This is a genomic window from Mesorhizobium vachelliae, from assembly GCF_033977325.1.
GTDB classification, from domain to species: domain Bacteria; phylum Pseudomonadota; class Alphaproteobacteria; order Rhizobiales; family Rhizobiaceae; genus Mesorhizobium; species Mesorhizobium vachelliae.
Genome location: NZ_JAVIIR010000001.1, coordinates 642,835 through 667,642 on the forward strand (window position 1 = coordinate 642,835; position 24,808 = coordinate 667,642).

Here is a 24,808-nt window from a genome sequence, read left to right on the forward strand (position 1 = left end):
TATTCAACTCTCAGCAAAGACGTGCAGCTCGCCGCCCGCATCATCGATGGCAGTGCGCAGCGCCGCTGCCGGCTCGCTGTCGGTGACCACATCGGAAATCTCGCTCAGCGCGCAGATCCGTTCGAGGCTGCTGCGGCCGAACTTGTCATTGGTGACGACCAGCATCGTCGACAGCGATCGCCCCATCATCGCGCGCTTCACGGCCGCCGCGCCCGAGATCATGTCGCTCGGCCCTTCGGCATTCAGCGCCGAGGCGCCGATGATGGCGACATCGGCATTGTATCGCCGAACGAATTCGACCGTGTCCTCGCCGAGCACGGCCGCCTCGCGGCTGTCATAGGTGCCGGGGCAAAGGATGACGCGGAAGCTGGGGTTGGCGCCGGCCACCGAAGCGACGCCGACGGAGTTGGTGATGATCGTCAGGTCTCGTCCAAGCTGCGACAGGCTGCGCGCGACCTCATAGGTGGTCGATCCGCCATCGATCATCACGATGCGGCCTTTCTCGATCAGTCCGGCGGCACCGCGCCCGACGCGGGCCCGTTCCTCCACCATGGTGAGGCCGCGTTCGGCGATCACCGGTTCCGACGTCACCAGCGAGATGGTGGCGCCGCCATAGGTGCGGTTGATGAGCCCGGCCTCGCCGAGCTCTATCAGATCGCGGCGTATGGTCTCGCCGGCGACCCCGATGCGACGCGCAAGCTTCGAGATGCGGATCGAGGCCGAGCGCCTGACCTCCGACAGGATCAGCTCATGGCGTTCCTTCTTGGTCAGCCGGCCCGGCTCGATATTCATCGGTCTTCCTTCCCGGGATTTCGTCCCCGGCGCGGAGACATTAGCCACGCCGGGAACAGGAAGCCAGCATCAGTGTCTGAGCCGATCGCGCATCGCATACCACAGCATGCCGAGCACATAGAGCGGGCCGCGTAGCGCCGTGCCACCCGGGAAGGGCAGCGGCGTCAGCGTCGAGAACAGGTCGAGCCGCGAGGCATCGCCCGTGATCGCTTCCGCAAGCAGCTTGCCCGACAGCGTCGACAGGATCACGCCCTTGCCGGAATAGCCATGCGCGAAATAGACCTCGCCATAGTGCCCGACATGCGGCAAACGCGACGTGGTCACCGACACCAGCCCGCCCCAGGCATGATCGATGCGGCAGCCCTTGATCTGCGGAAAGGTCTTTTCCATATGCGGCCGCACGAAACCTGCGATGTCGGCCGGCGGCGACGGCGTGTAGCGCTCGCCGCCGCCGAACAGCAGGCGGCCGTCCGCCGACATGCGGTAGTAGTTGACCACGAACAGCGTGTCCGAGACCGCGACATTCGCCGGGATGACATTGCGCGCGCCCAAAGGCTCGGTGGCGACGATATAGTTGCCGACCGGCATGATGCGACTGTTGACGCGCGGCTCCAATCCTTTCAGCAGTGCATCGCCGGCCAGCACCACATGCCTGGCGCGGACCGAACCCTTGTCGGTGAACACCCGGATGGAGGGCTCGCGCTCCAGCCGGACCGCAACCGAGTTCTCATGGATGACGACACCGGCGCCGACTGCCGCGCGGGCGAGACCCAGCGTGTAGTTCAGCGGATGCATGTGGCCGCCGAGCCTTTCGTAGACCGCGCCCCGATAAGGCGTGTCCACCATCTGCCGCGCCTTCGCCGCCGACAGGATCTCGACATCGGTGAACTTCATCACCTTGGCGAGGCACTCGGCCTCGTCCTCGAAGTCGCGCACATCCGAAGCGTTGACGGCGCCGACCAGATGGCCGGTCTGGCGCAAGTCGCATTCGATGCCGTGACGCTCGATGATGTCAAGCACCAGCCCACGCGCTTCGAAGGCCAGGTCGAACAGCGCCTTTGCCCGTTCCGGCCCGAATGTCTTGACCAGGCCCCTGGCGCCCTTGCGCAGGCCGGGGATCATCTGGCCGCCATTGCGGCCCGAGGCGCCCCAGCCGATCTTGCCGCCTTCGAGCAGCACCACCTTGAGGCCACGCTCGGCCGCATGCAGCGCCGCGGACAGACCCGTGCAGCCACCGCCCACCACCACCAGATCGGCCTCGACATCGCCGGCTAAAGCGGGATGATCGGGCGTCGGGTTGGCGGTGGCGACATAATAGGATTTGCCGATATCGAGACCGGAATTGAAACCCGTCGAACGCGAAGCCATGATCACACCTTGAGCAGCAGGTGGTCGCGTTCCCAGGGCGTCACGACGCTCTGGAACAGGTCGAGCTCGACACTCTTCACGCGCAGATAAGTCTGGAAGAAATCCTCGCCGAGCAGCGCCCGCACGGGCTCGCAGGCGGCGAAACGATCGAGCGCTTCCTCCATCGTCTTTGGCAATGTGCTCTTGCTTTTATAGGCGTTGCCGAAGGCCTCTTCCGAGCGCGCAAGCTTCTCCTCAATGCCAAGATAGCCGGCGATCAGCGAGCCGGCCATGGCAAGGTAGGGATTGGCGTCCGCCCCCGGCAACCGGTTCTCGATGCGGCGCGCGGCCCGGCCGCCCAGCGGCACGCGCAGGCCGCAGGAGCGGTTGTCGTGCGACCACTCGATGTTGGCCGGCGCGCTGTGGCCGGGCCGGATGCGCCGGTAGGAATTCGCGTGCGGCGCGAACAGCGGCATGATTTCAGGAATGTATTTCTGCAGGCCGCCGATGAAGTGGCGGAACATGTCGCTGTCCTTGCCGTCCTCGCCGGCAAACAAGGGCTCGCCCTTCCTGTCGACGATCGACATATGCAGATGCATCGCGCTGCCGGCCTGCGCCGCGATCGGCTTGGCCATGAAAGTGGCATGCATGCCGTTTGCCTGAGCGATCTGCCGCGCCAGGCGCTTGAACAAAAGCACCTGGTCGGCGAGCGCCAGCGGATCGCCATGCACGAGATTGATCTCCAACTGCGCCGTGCCGGATTCATGGATCAGCGTCTCCACCGGCAAGCCCACGACGGCGGCTTGTTCATAGAGGCGCCGCGTCACCGCTTCGAACTCCTCCATCGCCTGCATGTCGTAAGGATGCTGCACGTTTTCCGCGCGGCCGTTGCTCCCCACCGGCGCCGTGATTGGACGATCCGGATCCGGATTTGGCGCCGTCAGGTAGAATTCGAGCTCCGGCGCCATCACCGCGCGCCAGCCGCGCCGCTCGTATAGGTCGAGCACGGCTTTCAGCACATGACGCGGCGAGGCCATCCACGGCCGGTCGTCCATGTGGAACGTATCGGCAAAGACATAGGCCTTGCCGGCGCTGCCGGGCGCAAGGCACAGGCTCGAAACGTCCGGCACCATGCGCATGTCGGGATCCTGGTAGGCGAAGCCCTCGTCGATGGACCCGGAATAGCGCCCGTCTATGGCGACCAGGAAGGCGCTGCTCGGCAGATAAAGCGCGCGGTCGTCGAGCGACTTGAGGAACTTCGCCACCGGCAGGGTCTTGCCGCGCAGCACGCCGTTGACGTCGGGCACGAAGCACTCGACTTCGTTGATCGCATGCGTTTTCAGCCAGCTTTGCGTGTCCGCGCCGGGGAATGAGGTGTTCAGATTATCAGGCATTGGTCATGTCCGTACGAAGGAGAGATCGCTTCGGCGGGCATGTCCGTTCGGGTTAGGGCGTTATCTAAGCTGCGTTATCCGAGGACGGACGCCCGCCTGATGGCCGGCCGAAAGGCCGGATGCGGAGCGTCCTGCACGCCTTCGGTCCAGCCGTCACGAACGACATGCGAGCCGACCTTGGTCTCCTCGGCGCGCTGCAGGTTCTCGTGGCGGCAGCAGCGCATGATCAGCGATATCCCGAGCGCGCATACGAAATACCGCAGGCAAAAATCATATGCCTTTCGCGGTATCGCTGTTTTGCAGCTTGCATGACGGGTCTCACTAGAGCAATTCCAGGAAAAGTGCGAGCGGTTTTCCGTCCGGAATTGCGTAAAAACAAAGGGATAGAGCGGTTCGCCGCTTCCGTGAAACGGCGAACCGCTCTAAGTTGAACTCATGATTTGAACCATCATCGCCGCCGGCGCAAGCCCGCTTTGCTGGACCAGATCAGCCAATGCTCTCACCGCCATCGATCACCAGGGCCTGGCCGGTCATGAAGGACGAGCGGTCGGAGACGAGGAACAGGATAGCTTCGGCGATCTCCTCCGCGCTCGCCCAGCGGCCCATCGGGATCTTGGTGCGGACATAGTTTTCGATCGCGTCGCGCCCGCCCATCTGGGCGATGAACGGCTCGTTGAACGGCGTGTCGACCCAGCCCGGGCAGAGCGCGTTGATGCGCACATTGTGCCTGGCATAGTCGAGCGACATCTGCCGGGTCATCGCCACCACGGCGTGCTTCGACGTGGCATAGGCGATCATCTCGCGGTCGTAGAAGACGCCGGAGTTGGAGGCTGTGTTGAGGATGACGCCGCCGCCTTGCGCAATCATCGAAGGCATCACGGTCTTGGCCGCGAGGAACTGCGCCCGCACATTGATCCGCCACGAGGCATCCATCCCGTCGGTGGCGACTTCCGTCAGCGTGCCGCCGACCTGGATGCCGGCATGGCTGTGCAGGATATCAATGCGGCCATGCTTGCCGAGCGTCCCCTCGATGAGGTCCTCGACGGCCGTATCGTTGCCGACATCGGTGGCGACAGCCTCGGCGCGTCCGCCGGCCTCGCGGATGGCGAACGCCGTGGCTTCGCCCGCCGCCGAGTCCCGGTCGGCGATGACCACATGCGCCCCTTCCCGCGCCATGATCATCGCGCCGGCGCGGCCGATGCCCGACCCGGCGCCCGTCACCACGGCGATACGGTCCTTCAAAATCATGGATTGGTCTCTCAAGGCGATGGCTTCCGTCGGCCGAGCTGCCATTGCGCTAGCAGCACGAGCAGGACAGACGCTGCGAGCACGATAGTCGCGATGGCGTTGATCTCCGGCGTCACGCCGCGCCGGATCGAGGCGAAGACATAGATCGGCAGCGTCGTCTGCGCGCCGGCGACGAAGAAGGCGATGATGAAATCGTCGAAGGAGAAGGTGAAAGCGAGCAGGAAGCCCGCGATCACCGCCGGCATGATTTGCGGCAGCACGATCGAACGGAACGTCGTCAGCGGCGTGGCGTAGAGATCGCTCGACGCCTCGACAAGGTTGCGGTCGAGGCTGCTCAACCGCGTGCCGACGATCATCGTCACCAGCGCCATGGAAAACAGGCCGTGCGCGGCGATGATCGAGCCATAGCCGAGCGAGAGCCGCGGCGGCTGGTCGGTCGGCCACACAGAGGCGAGGAACGGGTTGACGACGGCGAAGAGCTGCACCAATGCCACCAGCGTCGAGATGCCGATGACCACACCCGGAACAACGATCGCGGCGCCCAGCAACGCGTCGAAGAGCGCCCGCATCCGCGTGCCGACGCGCTGCAGCCCGAGCGCCGCGGCGGTGCCACAGAAGGCCGCGAGCAGCGCGCTCGTCGTGGCGATGAACAGGCTGTTCTTCAGCGCCTCGACCAGGAACGGGTTCGACAGCGCCTTGCCGTACCATTGCACCGAGAAGCCGGTGAACTCGCTGGCATGATGGCCGGCATTGAAGGAGAACAGCACGACCAGCGCGATCGGCAGATATAGGAACGCAAAGACGGCGACGACGAAGGCGCGCATCAGATCAGGTCCACCCGGCGTGCGCCCGAAAGCCGGGTCGAGATGCGGTTGGCGACGATCAGCACCACCACCGAGACCAGCACCAGCGTGATGGCGATGGCCGATCCGAACGGCCAGTTGCGCGATTGCAGGAAAAGATCGACCAGCGCGTTGCCGATGAAGAACACCTTGCCGCCGCCGAGCAGCGTCGGGATCAGATATTCGCCGAGCAACAGGATCATCACCAGCGAGAAGCCGGTCATGACGCCAGGCAGCGACAGCCGGAGCGTCACGCCGATGAACGTCGACAGCGGCGTCGCGCCGAGATCGGCTGAGGCCTCCAGCAGGCGGCGGTCGAGCCGTTCCAGGCTGACATAGATCGGCAGGATCATCAGCGGCAGGTAGCCGTAGACGATGCCGAGCAGCACCGCGCCCGGCGTGTTGATCAGCCGCAGATCCTCGATGCCGACATAGGCGAGCAAGGCCGGGATGCCGCGCCCGCCAAGGATGTACATCCAGGCATAGGTGCGCATCAGCAGGCTGGTCCAGAACGGGATGACGATCATCGCGAGCAGGATCAGCCGCCACCGCTGCGGCGCGCGCAGCGCCAGGTAGTAGGCGACGGGATAGGCGACGAGCAGGCAGGCCAAGGCGCCGACCGGCGCCAGCACCATCGTGTTCCAGAAGGCGGTCGCCCGCGCCGGCAGATTGGCATATTGCGCGAAGGTCAGCGCAGCCTGGTAGCCGCCTTCCGGCGCGCGCTCGCCGACGCTGAAGATGGCGATGGCGATGAAGGGCAGCACCAGGAACACAACCAGCCACAGCGTCGCCGGGGCAAGCAGCAGCGCCGTCATGAGATTTTTGCGAAAGAGACTGCCGCGCATCGGGAAAGCCGGTTGGGAGCCGGCGGACTCTCGTCCGCCGGTCGCATTGTCTTGATCGGATTTGTGGCCGGTCTCGCTCAAGCCGACTTGAAGCGCGCCATCAGCTCGGCGCGGCCCGGATCGGTCAGCGTCGCGGCAGCGCCGAATTCGAGCGGCTTCAAGAGATCGGCGGCCGGATAGAGGATCGGGTTGTCGAGCACTTCCTTCGGCAGCAGCGCGTTGACCCGTGCATCCGTGCACGGCGCGCCATTGGCCAGATGCTCCTTCACCGCGACCTTCGGGTTCATCAGGTAGTTGAGCAGCGCATAGCCGGCCGGCTTGTTCGGCGCGTCCTTCGGAATGGCGTAGAAGTCGGTCCAGATCTCGCCGCCTTCCTTGCCGAGCACATAGGCGATCTCGGGCAGGTCGCGATGGAGCTGTGCCCCGTCATTGGTCCAGCACATCGTCATCCAGGCATCGCCGGCGCGCATTCCCGGCTGATAGTCGCTCGACACCGCGAACAGATGCGGCTTGACCTTGAGCAGCAGCTCCTCGGCCTTGGCGAGCTCGTCCTGCTTCAGGGAGTTGAACGAATAGCCGTAATATTTCAGCGCGTTGCCGATGGTGGTCAGCTGGTAGTCATGCACCATGGTGCGGCCGTCGGCCTCAGTCATGGCCGTGTCCCAGAACTCCTTCCAGCTCGACATCGGCTTGGCGAGCTTCTTGGTGTTGACGGCAAAGCCCGTCGTGCCCCAGTTCTTCGGCACGGCGTAGATCGTGCCGTCGATCGTGCCTTCGGCGGTGAAGCGCGCATCTTCCGCCTTGCCGTCGAAATTCGTCAGCTTGGCCATGTCCAGCGGCTCGATGATGCCGAGCTTCTTGTAGGTCGAGATCGTGTAATTGGTCGGCACGAACAGGCTCCAGCCCGAGCCGCCGGCCTGCAGCTTGGCCAGCATCTCCTCATTCGATCCGAAGACGTTGACCTCGACGGCGACGCCGGTCTCGGCCTTGAAGTTCTCGAAGGTCTGAGGGTCGTGATAGTTCGGCCAGGTGGCGATCGACATGCGGTCACCGAGATTCTCGGCGGCGAAAGCGGGCGTCGGCATGATGCCGAGCTCGCGCGCCATCACCGCGGTGGCGACACCAAGGCCGGTCAGGCCGAGGAAGTCGCGCCGGCTGATCGAGCCGCGCTTCAGGCGCATCAATTGGTCGACGAATTTATCCGGGGTTATCGGCAGTCCGTCACGATAGGATTTCGGCATTTTGGTCTTCCCTCTGGTTGGTCCCGTTGTTTTTGGCGTGCGGGAACGCCAGCGGCGCTCCGGCGGCAAAGCCGATGGCGACGGGTTCGCCCGGCTTGAACAGATTGCCCTGGCCGATCACATGGTCGGCCTTGGCAAGCAGCGATCCGATGCCCTGGACCTCGATGGCGTATTCCGCGGTCGAGCCCAGGAAAATCCGGTTGCGGACGACGCCTTTCAGGGCGCCGCCTCCGGGCGCCGAGAGGCTGAGCGATTCCGGCCGCAGGCTGACGGAGACAGCCTCGCCGCGGTTGAGCGGAACGCGCTTGCGCGCCGAAATCACCGTCCCGTCGGTGAGCGCGACATCAACCAGGTCACCCGAGAGCCCGGCCACCTTGCCGCTGACGAGATTGGTCTTGCCGACGAAATCGGCGACGAACAGGTCGGCCGGCTCGTCATAGATTTCGCTTGGCTGTCCGAGCTGGACGACGCGGCCGCCATTCATGACGCAGACGAAGTCGCTCATCGACAGCGCTTCCTCCTGATCGTGGGTGACCAGCACGAAGGTGATGCCGATCTCGCGCTGCAGGTTCTGCAGCTCGATCTGCATGTCGGTGCGCAGCTTCTTGTCGAGCGCCGCCAGCGGCTCGTCGAGCAAAAGCACCGCCGGCTTGTTGACCAGCGCGCGGGCGAGCGCCACGCGCTGCTGCTGCCCGCCGGAAAGCTCGTGGATCTTGCGCCGCCCGTAGCCGGCGAGCTGCACCATCGAAAGCGCCTCGCCCGCCCTCTGGCTGATCTCGCGTGACGACAGCCGCGGCCTCGCCTGGCGCAGCCCGTAGGAGATGTTCTCCTCGACATCGAGATGCGGGAACAGCGCATATTGCTGGAACACCATGTTGACCGGCCGCCGGTAGGGCGGCGTTCCGGCCATGTCGCGGCCGCGGATCAGCACCTGGCCCTCGCTCGGCTGCTCGAAACCGCCGATCATGCGCAGGCACGTCGTCTTGCCGCAGCCGGATGGGCCGAGCAAAGCGACGAAGGCGGAAGGCGGGATGGCAAGGTCGATGCCGCTCACCGCGGTGACGGCGCCGTAGCGCTTGGTGACCGCGCGAAATTCGATATCGGGCACTGCAGTCAAGCCACGGGCTCCAGCGACAGCGTGAGGCAATGTCGCGACGCTAGCAGAGCCAATAGCACCTAGTATATACCTCGCAGGTGGTATATTTAGCCGATTTTATCGTTTAGAGGGGTATTGATTGGCCGCCTCCCGCTGTGACGACTACAACGCCTTGGCCGCCGTGATTGCCGCGTCGCGTGAAACCAGCGGCGACCATTTCGGCAAGGCGATCGTCGGCTGGCTGCGCGGACATGTCCGCTTCGACCACTGCGTGATCTTCGGCTATCGCGGTGCTGCGCGGCCGCCGCTCCTCTTCGAGACCTTCTCGCCGGCGGAGAGCCACATCTTCGTCGCGCTCTATCAGGAAGGGCCCTATCTGCTCGACCCGTTCCATCACGCCGCGGTCGAGCGCAAGGAGGGTTTCTGGCGCATGCGCGAGCTTGCCCCTGACCGCTTCTATGCCAGCGAATATTATCGCTCCTACTACAGCCAGACCCGCCTTGCCGAGGAGGTCGGCTTTTTCGTGCCGCTGGCGGGCAAGGACGCGCTCGTCCTGTCGCTGATGCGGCTGCGCGCCACCGGCCCGTTCGGAACGGCGGACGCCAGGCTGCTGCGTGACATGGCGCCGGCGGTGATCGGCTTCTGCAAGCAGCGCTGGCCCGCTTTGCCCGCCGACGAGGTTGCGGCCCAGCCATCCGGCGATATCATCGCGACGGCCAACGAGCTCGACCGCGCGCATATCTGGAAGAGCCTGTCCTTGACCTCGCGCGAAAAGCAGGTGGTCGACCTGGTGCTCCAGGGCCACTCCACGGAATCGATCGCCAGGGCGCTCAGGATCGTGCCGGGGACAGTCAAGGTCCACCGCCGCAACATCTATCGCAAGCTGAAGATCAAGTCGCAGGCCGGCCTGTTTGCGCGCTTCGTCGAGATCATCGATGCGCGGACCGGATAGTGGGCCTCAAGCCACATAACCGCTCAGGAACCGGGGCGTCGTTGGGACAGGCCGGATGCAACCCCGGCCGCCCTTGCGGCGTCTCGCGTTGAGCGTCTATCGTGCGGCCGCAACGACCGGCCAGGTATCCGGCGGCAACCAGCTGTCCTGGCCATCGGATTGAGTGACGAAGCAGATTTCAGGACCGATCAAGCAGCGCACAGCCAATGGCCGATAAAACACGATTCGGACTGACCGCCCTCGATACGGTACCCCTGCACGAAAAAGTCTATCTGGAACTGGTGCGGGCGCTTATGTCGGGGCAGCTCCAGCCTGGCCAAAAACTGACCTCGCGCAAGCTCGCCAAGGAGCTCGGCACCAGCGACATGCCGGTGCGCAGCGCCTTCATGCGGTTGCAGGCGCTGAGGGCGCTGAGCCCTATGCCGAACGGCAGCGTCGAGGTGCCGCTGATTTCGGCTGACCGCTTCCAGCAACTGACCGCCGTGCGCACGGTCCTGGAAGGCACGGCCACCGAGCTCGCGACAAAACGCATCAACGGCAACAATCTGCGTGCCATCCGGCGTCACTGCGCTGAGCTTACGGAAGCCGCGCGCGACGGCGGCATCGAAAACTACCTGCGCAAGAACTATGACTTCAAATTCTCGATCTACCGCCGTTGCGGCAACGAGCAGATGATCTTCCTGATCGAAACGGTGTGGATGCAGGTTGGCCCTTTCCTGCGGAACCTGCACATCGGTTTCGAGGACGATCTCGCCGGCATTCTGCGCATCGACTACCACGAGGAGGTCGTGGCGGCGATCGAAGCCGGCGACGGCGAGCGGGCGCGGGCGGCGATCGTGCGCGATATCGCCGAAGGCGCGAGTCACATCCTCGGTCAGGTGAAATTCCCTGAACTGCGCCGCTAGAACGGAAAACCGCTCTCGCCTTTCCAGGAATTGCTCCTGCCTACCACGCGCCGAATCCGGCTTGGCTTTCGCAGGTCATGTCGCTATGTTGCGATCGCAGATCGCACATAATGGACCCGAAATGCCTCCCGATATCCCGGCTAGTGAATTGAAAAAATGAAGGAAACCCACCCGGCGTCAGCCGTGTTGGTCTTCACAAACTCACAAGCTGAAAATTGGATATCGTAGCCGAAACGGCTACAGCACCCAGAGAAACAGGGGCTGGAAATTGAGTGATGCGATTGCGGACGTCTTGAAGTGGCTGGACAGCAGGAAGGACATCCAGAGCCTGCGGGCGGCGGTGTGCGACCTGAACGGCATCATGCGCGGCAAGCGCATTCCGGTCGAGCAGGCGCGCAAGGCGCTCGAAGGCAAGCTGCGCATGCCTTACTCGGCCATCGGGCTCGACATCTGGGGCGAGGACATCGAAGGCAACGCCCAGGTGTTCTCGACCGGTGACGCCGACGGTCTTTGCCATTGGACGGGGCGCGGCATACTGCCCGTCAACTGGACGGCGCATCCGACGGCGCTGTTGCCGGTCTGGCTGGCGGACGACAGCGGCGCGCCCTATCTCGGCGACCCGCGCCGGGCGCTTGCCCGCATCCTCGACCGCTACGCCGCGCTCGGCCTGACGCCCGTCACCGCGACCGAGCTCGAATTCTACCTTGTCGACCCGACCTCGCAGCGGCCTGTCGGCCCCGTCTCGCCGGTCACCGGGCGGCGCCTCGATTCCGACGCGGCGCTCTCGATCGATGAGGTCGACGATTTCGAAGCCTTCATCCATGATATCTACGAAGCCTGCCACCTGCAGGACATTCCGGTCGACACCGCGATCGCCGAGAACGGCATCGGCCAGTTCGAGATCAATCTCAACCATGTGCCCGACGCCCTGCGCGCCGCGGACGACGCGGTGCTCTTCAAGCGCACCGTCAAGGGCATCGCCCGCAAGCACGGCTTTGCCGCATGCTTCATGGCCAAGCCCTATGGCGAGCGCGCCGGCAATGGTTTCCATGTCCATTTCAGCGTCCTCGACAAGGAGGGCCGCAACATCTTCGACGACGGCTCGGACCAGGGCTCCGACACCATGCGCCATGCTGTCGGCGGCCTGCTTGCCGCGATGGCCCAAAGCACGCTGGTGTTCGCGCCGCACTTCAATTCCTACCGCCGGCTGCGGCCGCGATCCTATGCGCCGACCGCCGTCGCCTGGGGTTACGAGAACCGCATGGTGGCGATCCGCATTCCGGGCGGCCCGTCGGCCGCGCGCCGCATCGAGCATCGTGTCTCCGGCGCCGACGCCAATCCCTATCTGGTGCTGGCGGCGATACTTGGCGCGGCGTTGATCGGCATCGAGCGCCGGCTCTCGCCCGGCGAGCCAACCGGCGGCGAAGGCCAGGGGCTGACCCTCGCCAAGCTGCCGCCGGACTGGGCCTCGGCGATCGCCGCCTTCGAGGCCGGCCCGCGCGTCGCCGAGATCTTCCCGGACGTGCTGCGCGACGCCTTCGTCGCCTGCAAGCGCCAGGAGTTGAACACGTTCGCGCTCAATGTCAGCGACTTCGAGATCGAGACCTATCTCGAGAGTGTTTAGCGGGACCTCTGTTTGAGAAAGCCCTCACGCCGCCGACACGCACCTTCTCCCGTACGGCGGTACAAGTGCGCAGAGGCACGCTTCGACAAGGCGATCCGAAGCCATCAGCCGTCTTGAGTCAAATCGGACGATGCCAATGGGTTCATGCGTTCGAGCGTCCGATCCTTCAAAACGAATTGATGCCAGAGCGCGATCAGCGCATGCAGACCAGCCAGCCAAAGAATCAGCGTTCCGCCGGTTTCGTGCAAATCGGCGATCTCCCCAGGCGCGCCTTGCACCGACGCCGCCAGGTTTGGCAGGCCGATCCCAAGAAAGGAGACCGGAACGCCGAGCCGGGAGGCGGCGTACCAGCCGCTTAATGGCAGCGCGATGAGCAGAAGGTAAAGGGCAGTATGTCCCGCGCGCGCCGCAAGATCGAGCCAGCGTTTTTGCGGGTCTTCGATTCGAGGCGCGGCGCCAAGCCATCGGGCAAGCAGACGGGGAACAACCAGCAGCAACACAGCGAGCCCCACGGTAAAATGAACGTAGGAGGGATCGGTCCGCGCGTAACGACCGCCCACGGCCGTGAACCAAGCGACGACCACAAGCATCGCGGTCAGCCAATGAATTGCGATCGTGATCTGCGAATAGCGATGCATCAGGTTACCTTCACGTTCTTGCGCGCTCTCACAATCGCTCAAGCGCTACTATATCGCCGCTGTCGCGGCATCGAGACAATATGGAAGATAGAACAGGCCCGGGCGGGCAAGACATATGGGTTCAGTCTTGCCTCTCGCCGGATGCACCGTTCAACGAGCCATGAGGATCGGCAGTCCCGGTTCCTCGATCAGGGATTTGGTCACGCCGCCGAAAATCCGCTCGCGCAGCCGGGAATGACCGTAAGCACCCATGATCATGAGCTCGGCGCCGGTGTCGATCGCATGCTGGCGAAGAACATCGGCGATAAAATGGTTCGAGCTTGGCAGGCGATCCACGGCGACCTTCACGCCATGTCGGGAGAGATAGGTCGCCACGTCCGCTCCAGGTTCCGCGCCATGGTGCCGTTCGTCCTCGATCGGATCGATCATGACGATGCGTGCCTCATCGGCCGCTGACAGGATCTCGAGCGACTCTCGCACGGCACGCGACGCTTCCAGGCTGGCGTCCCACGCGACAACGACGCATTTTGGCTTCAACGTCACGGGCGCTGCCTTGGGGACCAGCAGGATCGGCTTCCCGGACGAGAACAGTCCGCCTGCAATGACCTTCTGCTTGAGCAAATGGGTTGCGAGCATTTCTGGCCCGACAACGGTCAAGTCGGCGTAGCGGGCACGCCGGCCGACGACTTCATCCGCCCAGGACTGTTCCGGGTAGTCGCTGCTGAGGTCGGCCGATACGCGGCTTTGCGACAGCATTTTGGATACCGCCGAGCTGCGCCGCTCCAAGTCTTCCATTTCGGCTTCACGTTCCTCGAGCCAGGCCGGCGAGACGACGGCTGCGTATTCTCCGCCCGAAGGAGGCGCGGCCAGCATCAAGACGAGCACGGAGAGATGCGCATTCACCTCTTCGCACAGACCGGCTGCGAGCCTCAGGTCATCGTCCCCGTGACCCGGCCCTGTAACCGTGAGCAATGTCTTGAACGGCATGTCGGCTGCTCCTTCGTTCGAGAAAGTTCACTGAGGACGAGTGGTATCGAGCCGGTAGGAAGCCTTCCTTGCGCTGAATCAAACCGACCCCTTCTCAGGATTGATCCCGGTCAACATATGCGCGCGCCGCATGCTCTAGCGTGACATCGATACCTGGAGGCGGATCAATGAGGTTCTGGACGACGACGGGTCTTCTGGCGCTGACGCTGAGCGCCGCGGCGGCACAGGAGATGAGCAACGGACAGCAGGAATATCTGAATTCCTGCGCGGTCTGTCACGGCGTGGACGGCAAAGGCGACGGACCTATGGCCGACGTATTGCGGAAGCGCCCCGCGAATTTGACCATGCTCGCAAGGCGCAATGGCGGGGAGTTTCCGTACTGGCGGGTCTACGCGACGATCGACGGCCGCGGCCTCGTTCCGGAGCATGGCGAGCGCGACATGCCGGTCTGGGGCGATCAGTTCCTGCCTGACGACGTGAAGAAGTACGGTCCCTATGGCGGGGAGGCCGTAACCACGGAACGCATTCAAAACCTCGCCGGTTATGTCCAGACGCTCCAACGCTAGGGAGGTTCATGGGGCTTCGCCCGGCAAGCCGAGGAATGACGCAACCAAAGTCAAGGACGCGCTTATGATCACTGAGAACCAGGATATCGTGGTCGAGATGCTGAAGAACCCTGCCACCTATGGCGAGGCTGGTCCCGTCGAGACGATCGAAACCCACATTTCCCGGATATTCCTTGTCGGCCAGCGCGCGTTCAAAATGAAGCGGGCGGTCAAGTTGCCCTATGTCGATTTTTCGACGCCGGACTTGCGGGTCGCCGCGTGCGAAAAGGAAGTGGAGTTGAACTCCAGGACGGCGCCCGGCCTCTATCTCGGTGTCCACCGTATTACGCGCGCAGGAGGTCGGCTTGCCTTGGACGGGTCGGGGGAACTGCTCGATGCCGTTATCGAGATGGTTCGCTTTGATCAGTCGAAGCTTCTCGATCGCATGGCCGCCGCGGGGAAGTTGACACCCGCGCTGATGACAGGCGCAGCACGCATGATTGCGCAATATCACCGCAACGCCGAGGTGATCCATGCCGGTCGCGGGTCGGCGAACATCGGCGGCGTGCTTGAAATCAATTCGGCCGGATTTGCAACAAGCCACGTGTTCGACGCAAGGGAGATCGAAGCGCTCAATGCAGCGTTTCGCAATGCCCTCGCCCGCCATGCCGGCCTTCTTGATCGGCGCGAGGCCATAGGCAAGGTCCGCCGCTGCCATGGCGACCTGCATCTGCGCAACATCTGCGTCTTCGATGGCGAGCCTCGCCTGTTCGACTGCATCGAGTTCAACGATCAGATCGCCACGGTCGATGTCCTCTACGATCTCGCATTCCTGCTGATGGATCTGTGGCATCGCGGCTTCCCGCAATTCGCCAATCTGGTGATGAATCGCTATCTGGACGACGCCGATGACGAGGACGGCTTCATTCTCTTGCCTTTTTTGATGGCGGTACGGGCAGCGGTGCGCGCTCATGTGACCGCGACGCAGGTCGAGGAGGGCAGCCAGGACTCGACAAAGCTGACAGCCGAGGCGCGATCCTATTTCGAGCTTGCGCTGGTCCTGCTTGCCGAAACGCCGCCCCGGCTTGTCGCGATCGGCGGTTTGAGCGGCTCAGGCAAGACGACGGTCGCCGAAGCGCTCGCCGCTCAAATCGGCGCGCCACCCGGCGCCCGGATCGTCGAGAGCGACCGCATCCGCAAGGCCATGCATGGCGTGCCCGCCGAAACCAGGCTGCCGGACAAGGCTTACCGGCCCGGCGTCTCGGAACGCGTCTATCGCCAGATCGCCTGGCGCGCGGAGTTGATCCTTACCGAAGGCGGTTCCATCGTCGCCGACGCTGTTTTCGACAAGCCGGAGGACCGCGACAGGATCGAACGCGCCGCGAGCAAGACAAATGTCCCGTTCGCGGGATTTTGGCTGGCGGCCGATCCTTCGGTGCTTTGGCGTCGTGTCGGCGAGCGGAACGGCGGACCTTCCGACGCCACGGTCGACATCCTGTCGCGGCAATTGCAGCGCGATGCCGGTCCGTTGACGTGGCGCGAGATAGAGGCGGACCGCAAGGTCGCCGAAATCACAGCCGAAATGCTGGCCCTGGTTGAAGAGACCTCTTCATCCGGGGTCGGCCTCGAGAAGACGGGTTCACGGCGTCGCTGAACCGATCTCCAAGGATGCCAGGGACAGGCGCGGCTCGCCAGGATGGCGCGCAATCGAGAAGCCGAACTCCCGGCACATCGTGAGCATCTTGCGATTTTCGTTGAGGATCGTGCCCTCGATGCGGCTGATGCGTTCGGCCCTCGCATAGTCGATGACCTGGTTCAGCAGCTCCCATCCCAAGCCACGGCCCTGCAGGTCCGATCGCACGAGCAGCGCATATTCGCCGCTCCTGTGGTCGGGGTCGCAGGAAAGCCGGCCGATTCCAGCCAGCGCTCCCGTGTCCTTTTCAAGCGCAACGAAGGCGATATCGCGGTCGTAGTCAAGCTGCGTGAGCCGCTTCAGCATCTGGTCCGGGAAGTTCTTGCGCAGTGACAGGAACCGCAGTCTGAGGTCGTCCGGGGAAATCCTCGCCAGGAAGGCGGGGTAAAGCGCTACGTCCGCCGGCATGATTGGCCGGATGTGAAAGGTCATGCCGTCCGACTGGAAATCGCGGCTCCATCCCGACGGATAGGGCCTTATGGCAAGCGCCGGGTTCGGCGCAGGTTCATCCACCCGTCGCGGATCGATTTCGATACGGGCATCGAGCGCGATCACGCCCTCGGCATCGGCCAGCAGCGGGTTGATGTCTAGCGAGACCAGGCAAGGAAAGTCGACGATCATTTGCGACAGGCCGTTCAGCGCGGCGACGATCGCGCCTCGGTCGGCTGGCTTGCGATCGCGATAGCCGGCAAGCAGGCGGCCTATCCTGGTCGCGTCGATCGCGTCTCCGGCCAGCACGTCATCAAGCGGCGGCAGGGCGATCGCGGTATCATTTAGAACCTCGACCGCCGTGCCGCCGGCGCCAAACAGAATGACCGGGCCGAACATCGGGTCGAGATTCATCCCCAGAATGAGTTCCTGCGCATGCCGGCGCACGACCATGGCTTGCACGGTATAGCCGTCCGCCTTCATCTGCGGCGACTGCGAGCGCAGGCGTGCCTCGATCGACCGGGCGGCCTCCGCAGCCTTTTCGGCGGTGGCGATGCCCAGGACCACGCCGCCGACATCCGACTTGTGCGAAACCACCTTCGACAGCAGTTTGACGACCACCCTTTCGGAATTTTCGAGAAGCTTGCCGGCTGCCCGCGCCACGTCCGCGGCGGATCCGGCGACAATGGTTTTCGGTACGGGAATGCCATAGGCTTCTATCGCCGCTTTTGCTTCCGGCTCCGTCAGCATGCGCCGCCCTTCGCTGGCAACCCGCCGGAAGATGGCATGCGCCGACGCCTTGCCGTCGGCTTGGCCTTCAGCTTGGCTCGAAGGCGTACGCAGCAGGGCCCGCTGGGCGCGCGACCACTCGCTGAGATAGGACGCCGCGATCGCGGCGTCCTCCGGCGTTTCGAAACTCGCAATGCCGGCATCCGTCAGGACGCGCCTGCCTTCGTGCGCGGTATGCTCGCCGAGCCAGCACGCAAGGAGCGGTTTTCTTCCGATCTCGCCTTCGTCGCCAAGCTCGGCCACTTTCCTGGCGGCGTCGGGCGAGGAGCCGAGCCCGGTCGGGCAGTTCATGACAAGGATGACATCCGTTTCCGGATCTTCCGCCAAAGCGCCGAGCGCCGCACGATACCGTTCGGGGGCGGCATCGCCCACGATATCGACGGGGTTGGCGTGCGACCAGGTCGGCGGCAGCACGCGGTTGAGCCGTTCGATCGTCGACGGCGCAAGCTCGGCCAACGCACCTCCGCGTTCGATCAGCTTGTCGACCGCGAGAACGCCCGCGCCGCCGCCATTGGTGACGATGCCGACGCGCGCCCGCTCGAGCGGAGAATAGCGCCCGATCGTCTCGGCCGCATCGAGCAATTCGGCGAGGTCTTTCACGCGCAGCACCCCAGCCCTGCGCAAAGCGGCGTCCACCACCCTGTCCGTGCCGGAGAGCGCGCCCGTGTGGGTCGCCGCCGCCCTGGCCGCCTGTTCGTGGCGGCCGGGCTTGATAGCGATGACCGGCTTGAGCCGCGCTGCCGCCCGCGCGGCCGACATGAACTTGCGCGGATCGGGTATGGTTTCGAGATACATCACGATGGCGCGCGTATGAAAATCGCCCGCCAGCATGTCGAGGCAATCGCCGACGTCGACGTCCGCCATGTCGCCAAGGGAGATGATCCGGGAAAAGCCGACATTGTTCTCGACCGCCCAGTCGATCAGCGATGTGGCGATCGCGCCGGACTGCGAGATCAGCGCGATGTTCCCGGGCCTCGCCGCCATATGGGCGAAGCTGGCGTTGAGCTTCGCCGGAGGAACCATCAAGCCGACCGTGTTCGGCCCGATGATGCGCATAAGCGAGGGCTTGGCCGCATCGAGCATCGCCTGGCGCAGACCATTGGCGTGATTGAGTCCCGCCGTGATGACGATGGCTGCTCGTGTTCCCTTCTCGGCCAGTTCCCGCACGATGTCGGGAACTGTGTCGGGAGGGGTCACGATCACGGCAAGGTCGGGAACGCCCGGCAGATCGGCAACCCTGCCGTAGCAGCGGTGGCCGGCGACTTGCGGATGTTTGGGATTGACCGGCCATATCTCCCCCTCGAAACCGCCGCCGATGATGTTGTCGAAGACAACGCGGCCGACCGAGCCGACGCGCTCGGTCGCGCCGACGACGACAACGGATTTCGGTGAGACGGCATATTCAAGATTGCGGATTGTCATCGCAGAACTCCTTGCCGCCACCATCGCCGATGGCGTCGAGCATTCCTTGCGCTGGATCAAGCTCCATCCGCCCGGCCGCGGTTGGCCGGCGCCTCTCGCCGCTCGACACTTCTGCCGCTGCGGTCACCGGCTCGCCGTCGCCCGCTTTTCTCTCTGACCCGCTTTTCTCTCTGAAATGGCTAGGCCTGCCCACCCTTAATATGTTAGCGAGTTCTTATATTGAGTGGATTCGGGGCTGAGGCGAAATGCAGATTGTTGCGGTCGAGTTGATGGCAAAGCTTCGCGATGCCATAGAGGCGATCGGTGACCATCTTTCGGGCATGGACAGCGTCAATCTACAGGCGCTGGAAAAGAGGTTGCCTAGGAATCCCCTGCCTGGCAGCGCGGAAATGGTTATGCTTCTGCTCGTCTCTCATGAGATGGACAGCCGCAAGCGATAGCACATATCCTGAACCGGTTTCCCCTTTCGGGTAACAAGCTCACGTCTAGCTCACCCCCAGGTAGCGGCCGGGCCGATGATTGATCGCTAGAATCATGTTGAGGATGATCGCGCTGAGCACCGACAGCATCAGCCGGCCGGGCGACAGGACGAAGAAGGCGGCACACAATATCGCAAGGTCGACCGCGAGCTGGAAATAGCCGGCGCGCAGACCGAACCTCTCTTGGAGCAGGATGGCAAGGATGTTGAGGCCGCCGAGACCCGTGCGGTGCCGAAACAGCATCAATAGCCCAGTGCCGCACAGCGTGCCGGCCATGACCGCGGCATAGGTCGCGTTAAGAAATGAAAAGTCGATCCACTCGCCGGTGAGACGGGAGAAGAGGGAGACCAGGCTGACGGCAAGAAACGTGCGCAGCACAAATACCCAGCCAAGCTGCCTCACCCCGAGCAGGTAGAAAGGCAGGTTGATCAGCGAGAAGCCGATCCAGAAATTCATGCCGGACGTGTATTGGACGATCAGCGCCATGCCCGCCATGCCGCCAACCAGAAGCGTCGCCTTCGAATAGATCGTCACCCCCAGGGCGACCATGAGCGTGCCAAGCGACAATGCGATCACGTCCTCGTGGATGCCATGCTTTTGGTTTGCGACGATTTCCATGCTGCACCCTCGTGCCCAGCCTGAAGCGCGTCCCGATCCTTCAGATTCGTCCCCTGCGCTTAGGTTCTCGATACTACATATCCTTGTCCCGAAACCGGTTCCCACGTTCGGAGGACATGCTTTTGGCTTCAAATATGAAGCCAAGGCGCGCCACCGTCTTTGCGCACGCGCAAACGCCAAGGCGACGGCGCCCGCTGCGTGCCCGCGAGACCCGTCTTGCCATCACATTCGCCGACGGCGTCGAGCATTGATTGCGCTGGATCAAAGCCGCGGTCGTTCTGTCGCGGTTAGCTGACAGGACGCCGCTCACAACCCGTCGTTCTGGCGTGGGCCGGTCGCCGAAGGAGAGTTCGATGAGTTATTATTTCAGCAAAAGCCTCGACATGCCGTTCGACGCGGCGATCGAACAGGTCACCAAAAAGCTTGCCGGCAAGGGTTTCGGCATCCTGACCAGGATCGATGTCCAGCACACCATGAAGGTCAAGCTGGGCGTCGACTTCAAGCCATACATGATCCTCGGCGCCTGCAATCCGCATTTCGCATGGCGGGCGCTGCAGGCCGAGGACAAGATCGGCGCCATGCTGCCTTGCAACGTGATTGTGACCGAGACGGCCCCAGGACAGGTCGAGGTAGCGGCTATCGATCCGATGGCCGCGATGGGAGCGATCGACAACCCGCAACTCGCCGCGACGGCAAAGGATGTCCGGCTGTTGCTGCGGGAAATGATCGACGAGCTTTGACGGCCGCGATGAACGAGTCCGTGCTGCGCCGTGCGCAGCTGATCATCGCCCTTCTCGGTCTGGCGCTTGGGCTGGGCGCCCGGCGAAGCGGTATCGATTTCGTCTCGCCCAATGCAATCTGGACGGCGGCAACCTTGCCCGTCGTTGTCACACTCGCCGTCTCCATCTTGCGGGATTTCTGGATCGGGCGGATCGGCGTCGATGCTGTCGCGCTGGTTTCGATGTCGGCGGCGCTGTTGCTTGGGCAGGCTTTGGCGGCGGTGGTTGTCGCCATCATGTATGCCGGCGGCACGGCACTTGAAGACTTTGCGCGCGGCAGGGCCGAACGCAATCTCAAAGCGCTGACCGACAGGGCGCCGCGCGTGGCGCACCGTAAATCCGCACAGGGCACCGAGACGGTTCCGATCGAGCAAGTGGCGGTGGGCGACGAGCTTCTGGTGCGCGCCGGTGAATTGCTGCCGGTGGATGGCGTCCTGATCGACGCCTCGGCCGTGTTGGATGAATCGACCGTCACCGGCGAGCCCCTGCCGGAGCGGCGCAGCGCCAGTGACGTATTGCGCAGCGGCACCGTCAACGTCGGCGAGGCCTTTGTCATGCGAGCTTCGGCTGTCGCCGACAAAAGCACCTATGCCGCGATCGTGCGCATGGTCGCTGCCGCACAGACCGCCAAGGCGCCGTTCATACGCATCGCCGATCGCTTTGCGCTGCTCCTGCTTCCGGTCACGCTGCTTCTCGCCGGCATGGCCTGGCGGCTTTCGGGTGACCCCATCCGCGGCCTCTCGGTTCTGGTGGTTGCCACGCCCTGTCCGCTGATCCTCGCGACGCCCGTTGCATTCATCGGGGGCGTGTCGCGCGCTGCCCGCGCCGGCATCCTCATGAAGGGCAGTGCCGCGCTGGAGGCGCTGGCCCAGATACGCACCGCAATCTTCGACAAGACCGGGACCTTGACGCTCGGCGGCGCCGAACTGATCGAGATCGATGTCGCTCCGGGTCAGCAAGCCGATGAGCCGCTGCGGCTTCTCGCCTCGCTCGAACAGGCTTCGCATCATGTTCTTGCGGATTCGATCGTCCGCATCGCCCGCCATAGAAAGCTGATGCTTTCCCAACCCTGTGATGTTCGCGAGTATCGTGGAGAAGGCCTTAAGGGTCGGATAGACCGGATCTCCGTCGCGGCCGGGTCGAGGCCGCTCATTGTTGGGAACGGACCACTGCCCAAATGGGCGGAAAGTGGAGAGAGCCGGTACCACGACGCGCACGTGCTCAGGGTGTTTCTGGCTTTCGATGGCCATCTTGCCGCCGTTTTCACATTCGGAGACGCCATACGCGAGGATGCTGTCGATACAGTTCGCGCTCTGCGTTCGGCAGGCATCACCCGGATAGTCATGCTGACCGGCGACGATGGCACGACCGCCGAAAAAGTCTCCGCTTCGCTCAAGCTTGACGCCGTCTTTGCCGATGCCGCGCCGGCCGACAAGGTCGGAACGGTCGAGGCCGAAAAGGCAGCGGCGCCGACGATGATGGTCGGCGACGGCATCAACGACGCTCCTGCTCTCGCCGCGGCGACCGTTGGCATCGCGCTGGGAGCTCGAGGCGGCACGGCTTCATCGGAAGCCGCCGATGTCGTCGTGCTGACCGATAGCCTGCAGCCGGTAGCGGAAGCATTGCGGATCGCCAGGCGCACGCGCGGGATCGCCCTGCAGAGCATCATCGTCGGGCTGGCGCTCTCGGGCGCCGCGATGATCGCGGCCGCCATGGGGCACATAACGCCGGTGGCGGGAGCATTGCTTCAGGAGGGAATAGATGTCGCCGTCATCCTCAATGCGCTGCGGGCGCTTGGAGAGGGGCGTATGCAACACAATCGGAATCAGGAGAACTGAAAGGTCATGACGCAGGAGAATCTGGTGGTTTGCACCAAATGCGGCGTGGTCAACCGCCTGCCGCTCGGCCGCAACGGCACCGACGCAAAATGCGGAAAGTGCGGCGCGCTGCTGTTTTCAGGGCTTCCGCAGGACATCGACGCGGCGAACTTCGATCGTCAAATCGGTCGCGGCAGTCTGCCTGTCCTCGTCGACGTCTGGGCGCCATGGTGCGGCCCCTGCAAGGCGATGGCGCCAGCCTACGAGGCCGCGGCCAAGGCGCTGGAGCCTCACATCCGGCTGGTCAAGCTGAATTCCGACAAGGAGCAGGCCATCGCGGCGAGGCTGGACATTCGCGGCATCCCCACCATGATCCTGTTTCATCGCCGGCTGGAGATCGCGCGCATATCGGGGGCGATGGGCACGAGCCAGATCGTCAGCTGGGTTCGCGGCCACGTACCGACGGGCACCAGCTGAGCTGTCGTCGAAGCACGGCTCGTTTGACTCGGATCAAGGCCACCTCCGGCCGCCGCGCTAGGAATGGCCTCAAAGGAGTTTGCCATGACCGGCTTGCACGACCTCACCCCGAAATTCAGGAACATCCGCCTGCTTCTGGCGCGCGAGAAAGGCCATCCGGAGGGTGACCGCGAGGAAGGTTATGATGTGCTGGCGCCACTCACGGACGAAGGACGCCTGGATCCACAGGAATGGAAATCGCACCCGACGGTCTGCCGTGTCCGCCGTTTCCGTGCCGGCGAGGACGATCTTGTCGGCCGCTTGCGCCGCAAGCCGGGCGGACAATGGTTTTTCGACTATGCCGAAGGCGACCGTGACGATGAGATCGGCTTTCACCTCGGCGAGGAGCGCTTCGTCACCGGCGAATATGTCTCCATAAAGCGCAACGGGGCCATGCACACCTATCAGGTGGCTCGGGTCGAGCAGCCATAGCACCTCTGTCGAAGCCGTCGGAGGGACCATGCCGCGGCGCATACTTGTCCTCATCGGCCATCCTGATCCATCCCCCGACCGGCTTTGCCGCGCCTTGGCTTCGGCATATGCCGAGGCCGCGGAGATGGCCGGCCATGACGTGCGCAAGATCGACCTGGCCCTGCTGGACATTCCGCTCCTTCGGACGATGCAGGAATTCGAGCACGGGCCGATCCCCGACAATCTCAGGGAAGCGGCCGAGGCCGTCGTCTGGGCGGAGCATTTCGTCTTTGTCTTCCCGCTTTGGCTGGGCACCGTGCCGGCGATGCTCAAAGCTTTCCTCGAGCAGGTGATGCGGCCAGGCACGGCGTTCGCCTACCCGGCCAAGGGCGAGGGTTTCACCAAATCCTTGCTGCGCGGGCGCTCCGCCCGCCTGGTGGTGACGATGGGAATGCCAGCGGTCGTCTACCGGGTGTGGTTCCTCAGCCACGGGATTGCCGGCATGCGGCGCGGCATCCTCAATTTTGTCGGCATCAGGCCGGTGCGGGAAACCTTGTTCGGCATGGTCGCGGACGCCAGCGACGCAAAGCGCGCGAAGTGGATCGAGCAGATGCGCGCCCTCGGTCAGCGAGGGCATTGAGACGCCGACCCGGAAAAGTCGCGGAGAGCATTCGGGAGTGGTGGCTCGGCAAACAAATGTCGGAGCCGCCACTCGTGGTAAGGCACCTGAATTTCGGGCGATCTCGGCAAGCGTCGAAGCGACAGCAGTCGCAGATCTTCGGTCGAGCGCCGGTTGGCTTAAGGATTGACTGTGAATTCGGCCCACATGCCCGCGCCATAGTGGCCGGGCACGTTGCAGATAAGCAGGTATTTCCCCGCCTTCAGATCAACGGTCAACGAACCCGATTTGCCGGGATCCAGCTCCGAAACCTCGCCCTTGTCGCCGGCCTTGTCTTCGTCGACCCGGTTCTCGGCATCAATGTAAGGAAGGGGCTTCTTCGGATCGGCAAGGAACATCACGATCATTTCGTGGATAGTATCCTTGGAATCGTTCTTCACCTTGAAGGTGACCTTCCCGGCCTTCACCGCACCGGGTGAAACCTTGATGCCCATGGTGGCCTTTGTGGCGTCCAGTCCTGGAGCCGCATAGATCAGCCCGGTCGGCATTTCCATACTCGCGCCCTTGTCCCACAGTGATACTTGGACAAGCGCGGCAGCCTGGACGAGGCTGGAACTGCAGGTCATGAACATCGCGGCGACAAGTCCGAGTTTGGGTATGCTCGTCATGATGATCCTCCTTGTGGACGGCGGCATGAGTGCTCGCGCCCATCCTCACCCTGCTCGCGCGGCCATCCGCCGTCCTTGCGCCAAATCAAACTGATCGTGGTGAAATCAGCTG

General features: G+C 63.8%; 25 protein-coding genes. 11 read left to right on the forward strand and 14 right to left on the reverse strand.

Annotated features, from left to right (window positions below; genetic code table 11):
* Positions 1-3: 3 nt before the first annotated feature.
* The 9 genes from RFM41_RS03205 to RFM41_RS03245 all read right to left on the reverse strand — a co-directional run bounded on the left by RFM41_RS03205 (position 4) and on the right by RFM41_RS03245 (position 8,826).
* Positions 4-792, reverse strand: coding sequence for a DeoR/GlpR family DNA-binding transcription regulator (locus RFM41_RS03205; protein ID WP_320246128.1), 789 nt, complete (start codon positions 790-792; stop codon positions 4-6).
* Between the two features lie 69 nt (positions 793-861).
* Complete coding sequence (locus RFM41_RS03210) at positions 862-2,160, reverse strand: NAD(P)/FAD-dependent oxidoreductase (protein ID WP_320246129.1); 1,299 nt, start codon at positions 2,158-2,160, stop codon at positions 862-864.
* A gap of 2 nt (positions 2,161-2,162) precedes the next feature.
* Positions 2,163-3,533 carry a glutamine synthetase family protein gene (locus RFM41_RS03215; protein ID WP_320246130.1) on the reverse strand — a complete coding sequence of 457 codons (1,371 nt, stop codon included), beginning with the start codon at positions 3,531-3,533 and terminating at the stop codon, positions 2,163-2,165.
* Between the two features lie 74 nt (positions 3,534-3,607).
* A complete protein-coding gene (locus RFM41_RS03220) occupies positions 3,608-3,757 on the reverse strand; it encodes a hypothetical protein (RefSeq protein WP_320246131.1) in 150 nt (49 codons plus the stop codon).
* Between the two features lie 262 nt (positions 3,758-4,019).
* A complete protein-coding gene (locus RFM41_RS03225; RefSeq protein WP_320246132.1) occupies positions 4,020-4,781 on the reverse strand; it encodes an SDR family NAD(P)-dependent oxidoreductase in 762 nt (253 codons plus the stop codon).
* Positions 4,782-4,792: 11 nt separating this feature from the next.
* Positions 4,793-5,605 carry an ABC transporter permease gene (locus tag RFM41_RS03230; protein WP_320246133.1) on the reverse strand — a complete coding sequence of 271 codons (813 nt, stop codon included), beginning with the start codon at positions 5,603-5,605 and terminating at the stop codon, positions 4,793-4,795.
* A complete protein-coding gene (locus RFM41_RS03235; RefSeq protein WP_320246134.1) occupies positions 5,605-6,468 on the reverse strand; it encodes an ABC transporter permease in 864 nt (287 codons plus the stop codon). Before RFM41_RS03235 ends, RFM41_RS03230 begins: the two co-directional genes overlap by 1 nt.
* Before the next feature lie 77 nt (positions 6,469-6,545).
* Positions 6,546-7,709: an ABC transporter substrate-binding protein gene (locus RFM41_RS03240; RefSeq protein ID WP_320246135.1), complete on the reverse strand. Its 1,164-nt coding sequence runs from the start codon at positions 7,707-7,709 to the stop codon at positions 6,546-6,548.
* Positions 7,690-8,826: an ABC transporter ATP-binding protein gene (locus tag RFM41_RS03245; RefSeq protein WP_320246136.1), complete on the reverse strand. Its 1,137-nt coding sequence runs from the start codon at positions 8,824-8,826 to the stop codon at positions 7,690-7,692. The genes RFM41_RS03240 and RFM41_RS03245 overlap by 20 nt, the downstream gene beginning before the upstream one ends.
* A gap of 118 nt (positions 8,827-8,944) precedes the next feature.
* Here RFM41_RS03245 and RFM41_RS03250 point away from each other — a divergent pair, with 118 nt between their 5' ends.
* The 3 genes from RFM41_RS03250 to RFM41_RS03260 all read left to right on the forward strand — a co-directional run bounded on the left by RFM41_RS03250 (position 8,945) and on the right by RFM41_RS03260 (position 12,286).
* The gene (locus RFM41_RS03250) at positions 8,945-9,757 is read left to right on the forward strand and encodes a LuxR C-terminal-related transcriptional regulator (protein WP_320246137.1); all 813 of its coding nucleotides are present in this window, start codon (positions 8,945-8,947) and stop codon (positions 9,755-9,757) included.
* Between the two features lie 206 nt (positions 9,758-9,963).
* Positions 9,964-10,662, forward strand: coding sequence for a GntR family transcriptional regulator (locus RFM41_RS03255; protein WP_320246138.1), 699 nt, complete (start codon positions 9,964-9,966; stop codon positions 10,660-10,662).
* 268 nt (positions 10,663-10,930) lie between these two features.
* A complete protein-coding gene (locus RFM41_RS03260) occupies positions 10,931-12,286 on the forward strand; it encodes a glutamine synthetase family protein (RefSeq protein WP_320246139.1) in 1,356 nt (451 codons plus the stop codon).
* A 104-nt stretch (positions 12,287-12,390) separates the two neighbouring features.
* On the opposite strand, the gene RFM41_RS03265 is transcribed toward RFM41_RS03260, so the two are convergent.
* Both RFM41_RS03265 and RFM41_RS03270 read right to left on the reverse strand, forming a co-directional pair.
* Positions 12,391-12,924: a cytochrome b gene (locus RFM41_RS03265; RefSeq protein WP_320246140.1), complete on the reverse strand. Its 534-nt coding sequence runs from the start codon at positions 12,922-12,924 to the stop codon at positions 12,391-12,393.
* A 150-nt stretch (positions 12,925-13,074) separates the two neighbouring features.
* Positions 13,075-13,911, reverse strand: coding sequence for a universal stress protein (locus RFM41_RS03270; protein WP_320246141.1), 837 nt, complete (start codon positions 13,909-13,911; stop codon positions 13,075-13,077).
* Positions 13,912-14,078: 167 nt separating this feature from the next.
* On the opposite strand from RFM41_RS03270, the gene RFM41_RS03275 reads away from it, so the two are divergent.
* A complete protein-coding gene (locus RFM41_RS03275; protein ID WP_320246142.1) occupies positions 14,079-14,477 on the forward strand; it encodes a c-type cytochrome in 399 nt (132 codons plus the stop codon).
* 64 nt (positions 14,478-14,541) lie between these two features.
* Positions 14,542-16,110, forward strand: a complete 1,569-nt coding sequence (locus RFM41_RS03280) for a bifunctional aminoglycoside phosphotransferase/ATP-binding protein (RefSeq protein ID WP_320246143.1) — start codon at positions 14,542-14,544, stop codon at positions 16,108-16,110.
* On the opposite strand, the gene RFM41_RS03285 is transcribed toward RFM41_RS03280, so the two are convergent.
* Positions 16,096-18,789 (reverse strand): bifunctional acetate--CoA ligase family protein/GNAT family N-acetyltransferase, encoded by a 2,694-nt coding sequence (locus RFM41_RS03285; protein WP_320246144.1) that lies wholly within the window; start codon positions 18,787-18,789, stop codon positions 16,096-16,098. The two genes, RFM41_RS03280 and RFM41_RS03285, sit on opposite strands and share 15 nt — an antisense overlap.
* 245 nt (positions 18,790-19,034) lie before the next feature.
* Between RFM41_RS03285 and RFM41_RS03290 the strand changes: the two genes are divergently transcribed.
* A complete protein-coding gene (locus RFM41_RS03290; protein ID WP_320246145.1) occupies positions 19,035-19,229 on the forward strand; it encodes a hypothetical protein in 195 nt (64 codons plus the stop codon).
* Between the two features lie 45 nt (positions 19,230-19,274).
* On the opposite strand, the gene RFM41_RS03295 is transcribed toward RFM41_RS03290, so the two are convergent.
* The gene (locus RFM41_RS03295) at positions 19,275-19,886 is read right to left on the reverse strand and encodes a YitT family protein (protein WP_320246146.1); all 612 of its coding nucleotides are present in this window, start codon (positions 19,884-19,886) and stop codon (positions 19,275-19,277) included.
* A 353-nt stretch (positions 19,887-20,239) separates the two neighbouring features.
* Between RFM41_RS03295 and RFM41_RS03300 the strand changes: the two genes are divergently transcribed.
* From RFM41_RS03300 to RFM41_RS03320, 5 genes are all read left to right on the forward strand, one after another.
* Entirely contained in the window at positions 20,240-20,626 is a 387-nt protein-coding gene (locus RFM41_RS03300) for a DUF302 domain-containing protein (protein ID WP_320246147.1), read from the forward strand.
* 8 nt (positions 20,627-20,634) lie between these two features.
* A complete protein-coding gene (locus RFM41_RS03305) occupies positions 20,635-22,503 on the forward strand; it encodes a heavy metal translocating P-type ATPase (protein ID WP_320246148.1) in 1,869 nt (622 codons plus the stop codon).
* Between the two features lie 6 nt (positions 22,504-22,509).
* Positions 22,510-22,959: a thioredoxin TrxC gene (trxC, locus tag RFM41_RS03310; protein ID WP_320246149.1), complete on the forward strand. Its 450-nt coding sequence runs from the start codon at positions 22,510-22,512 to the stop codon at positions 22,957-22,959.
* 84 nt (positions 22,960-23,043) lie between these two features.
* Entirely contained in the window at positions 23,044-23,430 is a 387-nt protein-coding gene (locus RFM41_RS03315) for a hypothetical protein (protein ID WP_320246150.1), read from the forward strand.
* 28 nt (positions 23,431-23,458) lie between these two features.
* Positions 23,459-24,049, forward strand: coding sequence for an NAD(P)H-dependent oxidoreductase (locus RFM41_RS03320; protein WP_320246151.1), 591 nt, complete (start codon positions 23,459-23,461; stop codon positions 24,047-24,049).
* A 158-nt stretch (positions 24,050-24,207) separates the two neighbouring features.
* Here the strand turns inward: RFM41_RS03320 and RFM41_RS03325 are convergent, their stop codons facing one another.
* Positions 24,208-24,723, reverse strand: a complete 516-nt coding sequence (locus tag RFM41_RS03325; protein WP_320246152.1) for a plastocyanin/azurin family copper-binding protein — start codon at positions 24,721-24,723, stop codon at positions 24,208-24,210.
* Positions 24,724-24,808: the final 85 nt, after the last annotated feature.